This window comes from Aeromonas sp. R3-1 (assembly GCF_040908345.1).
GTDB classification, from domain to species: Bacteria; Pseudomonadota; Gammaproteobacteria; order Enterobacterales; family Aeromonadaceae; genus Aeromonas; species Aeromonas veronii.
Genome location: NZ_JBFODN010000162.1, coordinates 1 through 10,671, shown reverse-complemented (window position 1 = coordinate 10,671; position 10,671 = coordinate 1). Strand labels below are relative to the sequence as shown.

The window sequence follows — 10,671 nt, the reverse complement described above, 5'->3', positions numbered from 1 at the left end:
CCTCTGTCGGTGGTCTCAAGCCGCTACAACGTGGTACAGCCTCACGAGGTGCTGCACTTCTATCAAGACCTAGTGGAAGCCGGTGGCTTTGAGCTGGAGAAAGCAGGTGAACTGAACTGCATAGCAGCTTGAGGAAAGGCTTCTCCTTTTCATATTTATTCAACAACGCCTATCTTATCGTGAACATTTACCTTTGCATATGCCAAGCAACCTCAATCTAATTGAATTTTCAGCTACTAAACCATAGTGAATAAAAATATACCCTACAAATTTCGGTTATAAAAAATTAATCTTTAAGTAGCATGTTATATACTGCGCCAATTAGATTAGCATCATTTCGATGATGGCATGCAACAACCTCAAACTCCATGTTCCCACCACGACTCAATAATATTTTCAATTGATTATTAATGCCCTCAATAACTTTAGGTTGGCAGCTAATTCCACCACCGACCAAGATGAGATCCGGATCTATTGCGTGCTTGATGTTATAAATGCCCAATGCATTGATAAAGCAAAATTCATCAAGTAAAGAAATCATCAATGGATTCCCATTTGCTACCAAGGCAAAAAAAGCCTCGCCATCAATAGTATCAACTCCCAGCGCCCATGCCGCTTTGCGCAATAAGATTCGTGTTGAGCCAAGATCACTCCAGTTGGTCCGACTAAATGGATCCATAATCCAGTAGCCAAACTCACCACCATGCTGAGTCGCGCCACTCACTAAATGATCATTGACCACCACGCCACCACCCACGCCGGTGCCAATCACAACACAGGCATATGATTTAACGTCCTTCGCTGCACCAATCCAACCTTCCGATAGCACGGCACAGTTAGCATCATTGGCCATTCCAACGGGCAAACCAAAGACCTCTGAGAACTTAGCCTTAATATTAAATCCATGGATATATCTCAGTGCTGTAATACCGCCAATAAAACCAGAAACTTCATTAACTGCTCCAGGAATACTTAGCGCGATAGCAACCGGTGAATATTTGTGTTGATAGGTCGACAAGACCATCTTCATTGCATCTAGTAACCCATGGAAATTATCAGGGGTCGGGAATGAACTCTTTTCATAAATAACTCCAACATCATCTATTACACCATATTTAACGGCGGTGCCGCCGATATCAAAAGAGATATAATTAGACATGATCGTCCCCTATAAAAATAACAACTGGTTGCCGTTCTCGCAGCAACCAGCTAATGCTAAGTGAGATTGGCAGTCTTATTCCAGTTCAGAAATAGTCTCTGCAAATTGTGGCAAATGTTTTTTGTGTGCCAATAGCAACTCGGTTGCCACCTTTCTTGCATCATCATCAGAATGTACCAGCGGATTGATATTCATGGCAACCAGCAAATCATTGAGGCTACCACTCACTGCTGCATTGGCTGCAGCAATTTCAAATGCTTTGATGCCATGGATTAAACCTAGTACTTTTTCGTCAAACTGACTAAAACGTGGATCAGGTTTAGCACCATCACGACCGACCCGGCAGGTCATCTCGACTGTCCAGTCAGCTGGGATGTTTTTGATCTGACCATGATGGGGGACAATCACATAGTGTTCGCTGTGACTGTCATTATAAATGGCGCTGATCACTTCACAGGCTGCATCTGAATAATATGCGCCACCACGCATTTCAAGTTCTTTTGGCTTATAATTTAGATTAGGGTCTTGATACAGCTTGAACAAGTCTTTTTCTACCCGTTGCACTACCTGTGCCCTGGTTTCACCTTTGTAATACTCGCCCATCTCAATACTTAGCATTTCTTTTTCTTTAAAGTAATAACGATGATAGGGACAAGGTAATAACCGTAATCCGCGCAAAAAATCAGCCTCAAAGGGAATGCTAAATATGTTTTTTACTGAAGCGGATTCCTTTTGTGCGCCATCGATTACATATTCAAATAGCTCATTAAAACGGGATTCACCATTAACAAAAGCATCTTTTATAAAAACGAAGTGATTCAACCCGAACAGCTCAAGAGATAATTCATCAGCATCTGTTAACTGTAGCGATTTTTGCACAAACATTTTCATGCCAATGGGGACATTGCATACCCCAATGAATTTTTGGAAATTGGTATGACGGGCGACAGCTTCAGTTACCATCCCAGCCGGATTAGTGAAGTTAATAATCCATGCGTCTGGGCAAATTTCTTCAACATCCTTGATTATATCAAAAATGATCGGAATGGTTCGTAGCCCCTTAAATAAACCACCCGCGCCGTTTGTTTCCTGACCAAGCAAACCATGGCTTAATGGAATGCGCTCATCTTTTTCTCGAGCTTTGAGCAGACCGACTCGTAACTGAGTGGTGACAAAATCTGCACCAGTCAAGGCCTCACGGCGATTGAGAGTCTTATGAAGGGTAATCGGCAAGCCTGACTTGGTAATCATTCGTTGGCACAGATCAAATATTATATTCTGTTTTTTTTCACCGTCAGGAATATCGACCAACCAGAGCTCACCAATAGGGAGTTCTGCATACCTTTTAATGAATCCCTCAACCAGCTCAGGAGTATAGCTACTGCCACCACCAATGGTGACTACTTTGAGTTTTTTATTCATAAAAATACCGTTAATCCTTCACGCTGCTCTTGCAGCATATTTTAAATAAAGATGCCGCTTACATTTTTCCATCTAATTGAGAACAAATATGCTTTTGATAAGTTCATCATGAAGTTTTTGATGGAACCTAAACATTATTTATTGTAACGGCAGTATGGCATCAAAGGTATGTCACTATTTACGCCACCTCGACTACTATATGTGGGTACAAAGAGTAAGCACACCTGTAATGCGAAAAGCATGACGGCCTTATGGCCGTCATGAAACACGAGCATCACTTTACCACCATGCTTCAAACATGGCGCCAAAGGTCATTGTGTCATCATCAGATGTTGTCAACACACCTTTGTCATCACGACCGGTATATTCATTATCTGCATTCCCGACGGTGGCGTAGAAGCGTAACATCGGGCGAGACCAGGTTTCCCCACCGATAGCGATATTTTGTGATAGAGTAGTTTTCCAAGAGGTGTTAGTCGCATTGATATCATCATAATCAACGATGCTATAACCACCCTCTAACCAGGTAGAATGTACATCGTTCCATTGGTAAGTCGGGCGCAGGATAAAGCTGTAGTTTTTGCGGCTCTCGTCACTCTTGTCTAAATCAAGTTTTTGATAAGAGGTCAAATATTGAATTTTTGCCCGCTCAGTCAAGGGGATGGCACCATCTAGGCTGAACAGCAAGGCATCTTGATTGTCAGCCAAATCGAACACACTGTTTAGCGCATTGTGTGAATAACGAATAACAAACTTTTGGCCCGCCCATACCGCTTCACTTGCTAACTGATAAGCAGAGTTTGCTAGATCTTTTTTGTCATCTTCAGTCAATTTTTCGGATGTAGTGCCGTAGTTTGCATAAAGGCTAAGATCCACGTCACCCAGCTTGATACCATGTAGTTTACTGGTCAGCGCGTAACGACCGTTGTCTTCTACCATGTCATCATTAACTTGTCCGACACCGGCAAAATCAAATTTGATCCCACCTAAGGTCAAATTTTTGAAACCGGCACCTTGGCTATCATGAGTCATCCAGAAATAGTCATTCAGATCGGTCTGAGGTCTCTGATGAAAATCTCGGCCAGCCCACAGATACAGGTCTGGTTGCGACTCAAAAACATTAGCCACACCGGCGTACATTTTCTTGACGTTGACACCACCGTCGTCGGCCCAGGAACCTTCAGACCAATGATCCAGCATCAAGACTAAATCCCAGATGGCACCACTGTCGTTTTTAAAGGCTTTGGCAAGCTGAAACTCACCACCATTACCTTCATTGCCCAAGCGACCCGTAGCATTACCACTCAAGCTACCAAAGCTGCTCACCCGCTCTTTATCAGAGTTTTGATAATGTGCGCCATAACGGGCATAACCAGAAAATACAAGTCCATCCGGCACTTTTGTCTCACTGGTCAATGTTGCTGGCTGCTGGTCATCTTTATATTTAGTTTCTGTGTTGACCTTGGTTTCCAACTCCTGAAGGCGAAGTTTCAGCGCTTCAATATCATCGTTGCTATTCGCAAAAACAGACGCGGAGCTCATTACCGCAGCCACAGCTGCGGCGGTATATAGTAAGCTAAATTTTTTCATTATAACTCCATGTTAATTTACTTAGTATTTCTGTGAATGAAAAAAAACAGGTATAGTATTGCCATTCAATCCATGAAATGAGCTGAATAGAACTGTATGAAAATATCAATATCTGTACTGGTTGGGATGTTTTTTAATTCAATATTTGTTTCTGCTTATAGCAGGGTGTTTTTCAACATCAACACCCTGCCATCATATCGTCACAGTTGCAGTGACAAAGCATCATCTTCTTCAAACGTCTCTTTTGACACATCTTCATTTTTGCAGGCGATATTGTCCTGCGCTTTCATAAATGGGTAGTACACAAAGATAGTCATCAAGAATACTGATACTTGCAACAACGCGGCCTTCCAACCACCCACAATGAAGCCACTGATGATCATCGGAGTGGTCCAAGGAACGGTAATCGCAGTGAACGGCTCGACCAGGCCTGCAGAGATGGAAAAATAAACCATCAGTACAGAAATAATCGGTGCGCACAAGAACGGGATCAACATCAGTGGGTTAAATACGATGGGGAAAGCAAAGATCACCGGCTCGTTAATATTGAACAACCCTGGCATGATCGCTATTTTACCCAAATCTTTATATTGCGTGGACTTTGCAAACATCAACATACATACAACCAAACCAAGGGTCAGGCCTGCACCACCAAACGTTACATATTGATCGATGAACTGGTTAGTAACAATCTTGGCGTTTTCCCCGGCAATCAACTGCTCTCCTTTGATGAGCAATTCTTGGTTTTGCAGCGCGTTCGCCGTCACGATCGGCCCCATGATCCCCATTACAATGGCGGAGCCATGCACACCACACCACCACAATAAAGAAATCAGCAGGGCAACAACGATGACCCCCCCCAGAGAGTCAGACAAACCTTGCAATGGTATCTGCAGCAGATCGTACAACACCACGACCACTGTCTTGTCGAACGCGAACTTAAAGAAAATCCAGGTGAAGCAGGCTGTCAGGATGATCAAGGCCCCCGGGATCAGGGCGGTAAACGCATTAGCAACCCCCTGCGGCACGCCATCCGGCATCTTGATGGTCAGGTTCTTCTTCATGCACCAGCTATAAATCCAACCTACAGTGATGCCGACAAAGATGGCCACGATCATTCCCTTACCGCCCATATAGGCTTTAGGAATCACCCCACCCAAGGTGGCACCATCCGCAGCCAGAATGAAGTTATCGTTGAGGATCAGCATGGTTACGATTGCAAAAATGCCTGCACTAACCCCCTGATAGCCTTCATTTTGAACCCAGCTATAAGCGATACCGAACACACCGATGAGTGCCAGAATATCAAAGGTGGCACCTACTACTTGCCACAATGGCCCCTGCCAATTGTCACCAAAGATACTGGCCATCAATTCGCCATACCCAGGGACAGGAATAAATGCCAGCAGCAGGAAGACCGAACCAATAATGGTCAACGGCATGGTGTAAAGAAAGCCATCCTTGATTGCCTTGACCGGCTTGGAGTTAACAAACCCCATGACATAGGGCATCACGGCTTGTATTTTTTGGTTAAAATTACTCATTAGAGATCTTCCCCACGATTTTTAATCACCGAACTAAACCAGTGGAAAGACATTTTTTTCTTTCGCTGATAGTTATTTTTGTGATCGACATAAATAAAGCCATACTGTTTTTTATATCCATTGAGCCAGCTCAACAGGTCAATAACAGACCAAGCAAAGTATCCTTTGACGTTCACACCATCACTGATTGCTTGTTTCAGCGCAGTTAAATGCTCGCTGATATATTTGATGCGTGGGACATCACAAATTTCATCTTCCACAATCGGATCTTCATCACCAAGACCATTCTCAGTAATGTAAATCTTGACTTGACCATAACGATCTTTGAGCATGTTCAAACCAGCTACAAAGCCCTCTGGCGAAATCTCCCAATTCCATTTGGTATAACGTTTATCATCCATCTTCACGGTGCGGAAGAAACCATCGAAACTTGGATTTCCCGGTGCACCAGTTGAGTTTTCACGGGTAGCTTCACGCTGCTCTAGAGAACCTTTGATCAATTCAACCCGACTCGGCTGATAATAATTGAGCCCCATAAAGTCATTCAAACTAGCAGCCAACTTGATAGTTTCTAACTCTTCTGCTGTCTGCTCTGGATGGAAGCCGCTGACTTTCAGTGCGTCCATGACATAAGCTGGATACTCACCCTTCAAAATCGGGTCGAAGTAGAGATGGGTCGCATACGCATTAGCATGATATGCCGCTTTTTGGCTATCTTCACTATCATCAACGCCAAAAGCTGGACTAAATACGTTACTGATACCAATTTCACCATATAGATTCATGGATTTATATAGCAGTACCACCTTGGCATGAGCATAAAAAACATTGTGAACAGCCTGGAAGTACTTCTTCGGATCATTCTTAATTCCTGGTGGGTGAGCGCCAGCCATATAACCTAGAGAACAAAATACAATCGTCTCATTGATGGTGATGAAGTGTTTTACACGATCACCAAAGGCTTCGAAGCACACTCTTGCATAGTTAACAAATGCATCGACGGTACGCTGGCTCAACCATCCCCCCTCTTTTTCTAGGGGCAGTGGCAGATCCCAGTGATAAAGTGTGATAAATGGCACAATGCCATATTTCAGACACTCGTCGATTAAGTTGTTGTAAAATTCAATCCCTTTTGGATTAATCTCGCCATCACCATTTGGGAAAATACGAGCCCATGAAATGGAGAAGCGATAGGACTCCAGACCCATCTCAGCCATCAAGGCAACATCTTCTTTATAGCGATGATAGTGGTCAACCGCGATATCACCATTGGTGCCTTCGAAGGTTTTCCCCGGGATCTTGGTAAATTCATCCCAGTTAGTCATGCCTTTGCCATCTTCATTCCAGGCACCTTCTACTTGGTAAGATGCGCTGGCTGCGCCCATAAGAAAGTCATGTGCAAACTTCATTGATAATGCTCCGCTTAATTGGAAGTTTTCTTGTGAAGATCGATCAACTCTTTGATCAACTCACGGGCCAACATCGATGTCATCAGGTGATCTTGGGCATGGACCATGATGAGTGTCATTGGGGTCTTACCCTCTCCCATATCAGCTTCAATCAACTGTGTCTGCACCAAATGGGCGGCATTCGCTGCGTGACGAGCCTCTTCCATTTTCGCATCGGCCTGAGCAAAATCCCCTTGCTTTGCAAATGCCAAGGCTTTGTAAGAACAGCTACGAGCTTCACCAGAATTGATAATGATGCCCATTACCTGCTCTTCAAGATCCATTTGCTGAACCTCTGAACCGTCTTCTTTTATATTGTCTAGGTTTAGATCGTCGAAATTCATAGGTGCCTCTGATTATTTAAATATAAATAAAATTTGTTAAATAATTGCCAGGTTAGTTTATAGAAATTATCCTTGTCACCTTAATAAAAACGGTGGCGCGCACCAATGAACGCCACCTAATTATATTTGGCAGGTTCATTGATAAAATAATTTGGTATGGCTTTGTTGAAGCCTAAGTACTATAGGTTAGGCTGGCTTGGCTGCTTTTTTAATTTCAGCTATAGCAACTTTCAATACGCTTAGACCATCTACACGGCCATACATACCAGTGTCAATCACCGCTACTGGCTTATGAGGGAAACGCGCTGAGATATCTTGACACATATAACCGACCTGAGGGCCCAGTAGAATAACGTCAGCTTCGATACCTTTTTCATTGGATTGAGATTCAGGAAAAGCTTCAATATCAACCGGCACAGAATGTTTGGCGGCTTGCTCACGCATTTTATTGACTAGTAAAGATGTAGACATGCCTGCGGCACAAAACAGATAGATTTTTTTATTCATTACATAGTCCTCAACATACTTAAGTTAGAATGTGGTGTTTAATCACCTTGATGATGACTATAAAGAAAAATGAAACCGGTTACAGAAACCGGTTCCATTTTTGTGCTGCAACTCACAAGAAATAACAGTTCACTGCATTCGTAGAGCGTCTCAGAAGCTAGGCAAAAGTTCGCCTGAGGGCCTAGTATTATTGGCTTTAGCGCCGAAAGACTCCGGTCGGCCTTGTTGCTCAAATCGGGGAACTATCTGTTATCTCGGTGATCTGATCCTGTAGAGCAGTATCCGAGAGCATCAGATGGGCAAGTCCAAGCACAAGATCAGCAACTGGCAGCAGTACAACCAAGCCTTGGTGCAACGCGGTTCGTTGACCATCTGGATGGACGAACAAGCCATTCAGCAGTGGCATTGCCAGAGCCACCATGGCCGCCGAGGGCGGGGTTTCCACTACAGTGACACCGCCATTGAGACAGCCCTGATGCTAAAAGGCTTGTTCAAGCTGCCGCTGCGAGCCCTGGAAGGCTTCATTAACTCGTTGTTCCAACTGATGGCGGTGCCTTTGCAGTCGCCGGACTACAGCTGTATCAGCAAGCGGGCCAAGACCGTCGACATCAAGTACCGCCTCCCCAGCCAAGGCCCGGTGGCTCATCTGGTCATTGATGCCACCGGCCTCAAGGTCTATGGCGAAGGCGAATGGAAAATTCGCAAACACGGCAAGGAGAAGCGACGAGTGTGGCGCAAGCTCCACCTGGCGGTGGATGCCACAACCCATGCGGTCATCGCCGCCGAAGTCAGCCTGGAGACGGTGGCGGATAACGAGGTGTTACCGACGTTGCTCAACCCCTTGCGACGCAAGATAAAACAGGTCAGCGCCGATGGTGCGTATGACACCAAGGCCTGTCATGCGCTACTGAAAAAGAAGGGGGCGAAAGCCACTATACCGCCGAGAAAGAACGCGGCGCTGTGGGAGGAGGGTCATCCCCGCAACGAGGCGGTAACGGCGCTCAAGGCTGGTGAGTTGAAGCAATGGAAGCAAAACTGTGGCTATCACCAGCGCTCGATAGCCGAGACCGCCATGTACCGGTTCAAGCAACTCATCGGGCCGAAGCTGAGCCTGCGGAACTACAACGCCCAGGTGAGCGAGCTCCTGGCTGGCGTGAAGGTGATGAACAAGCTGACAGGGCTTGGTATGCCTGTTCGCCAGCCAGTGAATTGAGTGATCTCGAAGGGTTGGGGAACGGCTATTTGACTTCGGATTTGATCAACAAGGCCACTCCGGTCTACTGCGGCCATAGATAAGCGAGGGATCGAGCGGACTCTTGTGAGGCTTTTTTTTAGACATTGGAGGCACACACAAGGACCCAATGGGGTCTTTGTGTGGTATAATTCGAATCACGATGAAGTGATGCAAGTCATCCCGGATGACCTGATCTTTAATTCCCCCCGAAACACTTTAGACTCGAAAGGTACTTCTTGCCCATCCATCAACTTGAGTGCTATCGCCATGGCATGATGAACCATCTCAGTGAGCGGGAACCGATAAGTGGTCAACGGTGGCGATAGATAGGCCGAGATCTCTTCATCGTCGATACTGGCGATGGACATGTCGTTAGGTAGCAATAGCCCTGCCTCGCGAAATGCCTGCATCGCCCCGAATGCAATCGAGTCACTCGCGGCAAAGAGGGCACTACATCCACCCCCTTTTGTGAGATATTGCTTTGCCGCACGATAACCCTCCGCGATGTTAAAGCTGCTGCATTGGTACCAGTGTTCTTGATACTCAATACCCCATTCCAATAACATCTTCCGATATGTGTCCATACGAGCAATGCCTGTTGGCGTGATCGCTGGTGGACCAAAATAGGCAATCCTAGTGTGGCCTAGGGAGAGCAGGTGACTCACTGCTTGTTTGGTGGCGTGTTCATTATCAAAGTAAATCGAATAACCACAATGGGCAGGTATTGAGCGTCCGATAAAGATGATTGGCAGCCCAATTTCTTGCTGAATGGACAACATATCAATTTCAGTCATATGCCGGGTATACACAATCAACACGCTGCAGCGACGATCTACCAGTGAATAAATAGCCTGCTTTTCTCGTTCTGGTTCATTATGGCCATCGGTCACAATCAACTGCTTATTGGTTTGGTCTGCAACCAAGGCTGCATTCTTTAATAAATGCCCAAAGTGAGCACCGTCAAAATCCGATACAACCAAACCAATACTATTGCCACTCTTATTTGCTAACGCCTGTGCTACCAAATTAGGACGAAAGTTGAGTTGTTGCATGGCAGCATGAATCACTTTTCGGGTTGACTCTTTAACCGGACCTGTTTCATTAATGGCGCGTGATACGGTTGCCTTGGAAAATCCAGTAATTCTGCAGATGTCATTAATAGTTGCCATCAGAGTGTACGTTCCTGTCAATTCGATTAGTATGAATTATCAATGGAGTCAGCATATCAATTTTTTGGCATATATAATATTTTGTTTAGCGTCCAGCCCAACACTGGATGATTTTTGAACGGAAACGCACTATGACCCGCAGCTCAACATGCCGAGCAGCTAAATAGCTGTTCCGAATAGTAGATCACCGGAGGAAGGGAACTCAGTCCAGTTTGTGCGATCTGATTAGTCGCTAAACAAAACAAGCCACACCC

At 45.1% G+C, this 10,671-nt stretch carries 9 protein-coding genes and 1 pseudogene; 2 read left to right on the top strand and 8 right to left on the bottom strand.

Features of this window, described 5'->3' with window-relative positions; genetic code table 11:
- Window positions 1–114: pseudogene (locus tag AB5Y85_RS10035) on the top strand (DUF932 domain-containing protein); the annotation flags it as partial.
- Between the two features lie 172 nt (window positions 115–286).
- Here AB5Y85_RS10035 and AB5Y85_RS10030 read toward each other — a convergent pair.
- The 7 genes from AB5Y85_RS10030 to AB5Y85_RS10000 form a co-directional block, all read right to left on the bottom strand.
- A complete protein-coding gene (locus AB5Y85_RS10030; RefSeq protein ID WP_224968533.1) occupies window positions 287–1,159 on the bottom strand; it encodes an ROK family protein in 873 nt (290 codons plus the stop codon).
- A 75-nt stretch (window positions 1,160–1,234) separates the two neighbouring features.
- A complete protein-coding gene (locus AB5Y85_RS10025; protein WP_257687108.1) occupies window positions 1,235–2,581 on the bottom strand; it encodes a 6-phospho-beta-glucosidase in 1,347 nt (448 codons plus the stop codon).
- 279 nt (window positions 2,582–2,860) lie between these two features.
- Window positions 2,861–4,171 (bottom strand): carbohydrate porin, encoded by a 1,311-nt coding sequence (locus AB5Y85_RS10020; protein WP_224968537.1) that lies wholly within the window; start codon window positions 4,169–4,171, stop codon window positions 2,861–2,863.
- Between the two features lie 200 nt (window positions 4,172–4,371).
- The gene (locus AB5Y85_RS10015; protein ID WP_069529428.1) at window positions 4,372–5,715 is read right to left on the bottom strand and encodes a PTS sugar transporter subunit IIC; all 1,344 of its coding nucleotides are present in this window, start codon (window positions 5,713–5,715) and stop codon (window positions 4,372–4,374) included.
- On the bottom strand, window positions 5,715–7,124 hold the full coding sequence (locus tag AB5Y85_RS10010; RefSeq protein ID WP_224968539.1) for a glycoside hydrolase family 1 protein: 1,410 nt from the start codon (window positions 7,122–7,124) through the stop codon (window positions 5,715–5,717). The genes AB5Y85_RS10015 and AB5Y85_RS10010 overlap by 1 nt, the downstream gene beginning before the upstream one ends.
- 14 nt (window positions 7,125–7,138) lie before the next feature.
- A complete protein-coding gene (chbA, locus tag AB5Y85_RS10005; protein WP_224968541.1) occupies window positions 7,139–7,507 on the bottom strand; it encodes a PTS N,N'-diacetylchitobiose transporter subunit IIA in 369 nt (122 codons plus the stop codon).
- A gap of 186 nt (window positions 7,508–7,693) precedes the next feature.
- Window positions 7,694–8,014 carry a PTS sugar transporter subunit IIB gene (locus AB5Y85_RS10000; protein WP_069529424.1) on the bottom strand — a complete coding sequence of 107 codons (321 nt, stop codon included), beginning with the start codon at window positions 8,012–8,014 and terminating at the stop codon, window positions 7,694–7,696.
- Window positions 8,015–8,309: 295 nt separating this feature from the next.
- Here AB5Y85_RS10000 and AB5Y85_RS09995 point away from each other — a divergent pair, with 295 nt between their 5' ends.
- Window positions 8,310–9,227 (top strand): IS5 family transposase, encoded by a 918-nt coding sequence (locus AB5Y85_RS09995; protein ID WP_257687109.1) that lies wholly within the window; start codon window positions 8,310–8,312, stop codon window positions 9,225–9,227.
- A gap of 176 nt (window positions 9,228–9,403) precedes the next feature.
- On the opposite strand, the gene AB5Y85_RS09990 is transcribed toward AB5Y85_RS09995, so the two are convergent.
- A complete protein-coding gene (locus tag AB5Y85_RS09990) occupies window positions 9,404–10,417 on the bottom strand; it encodes a LacI family DNA-binding transcriptional regulator (RefSeq protein ID WP_257687110.1) in 1,014 nt (337 codons plus the stop codon).
- Window positions 10,418–10,671: the final 254 nt, after the last annotated feature.

Bases quoted from the DNA above. Each gene is read 5' to 3' on its own strand.
- AB5Y85_RS10020 (WP_224968537.1), bottom strand. From the start codon at position 4,171: ATGAAAAAATTTAGCTTACTATATACCGCCGCAGCTGTGGCTGCGGTA.
- AB5Y85_RS10000 (WP_069529424.1), bottom strand. From the start codon at position 8,014: ATGAATAAAAAAATCTATCTGTTTTGTGCCGCAGGCATGTCTACATCT.
- AB5Y85_RS10015 (WP_069529428.1), bottom strand. From the start codon at position 5,715: ATGAGTAATTTTAACCAAAAAATACAAGCCGTGATGCCCTATGTCATG.
- chbA (WP_224968541.1), bottom strand. From the start codon at position 7,507: ATGAATTTCGACGATCTAAACCTAGACAATATAAAAGAAGACGGTTCA.
- AB5Y85_RS10010 (WP_224968539.1), bottom strand. From the start codon at position 7,124: ATGAAGTTTGCACATGACTTTCTTATGGGCGCAGCCAGCGCATCTTAC.
- AB5Y85_RS10030 (WP_224968533.1), bottom strand. From the start codon at position 1,159: ATGTCTAATTATATCTCTTTTGATATCGGCGGCACCGCCGTTAAATAT.
- AB5Y85_RS09990 (WP_257687110.1), bottom strand. From the start codon at position 10,417: ATGGCAACTATTAATGACATCTGCAGAATTACTGGATTTTCCAAGGCA.
- AB5Y85_RS10025 (WP_257687108.1), bottom strand. From the start codon at position 2,581: ATGAATAAAAAACTCAAAGTAGTCACCATTGGTGGTGGCAGTAGCTAT.
- AB5Y85_RS09995 (WP_257687109.1), top strand. From the start codon at position 8,310: ATGGGCAAGTCCAAGCACAAGATCAGCAACTGGCAGCAGTACAACCAA.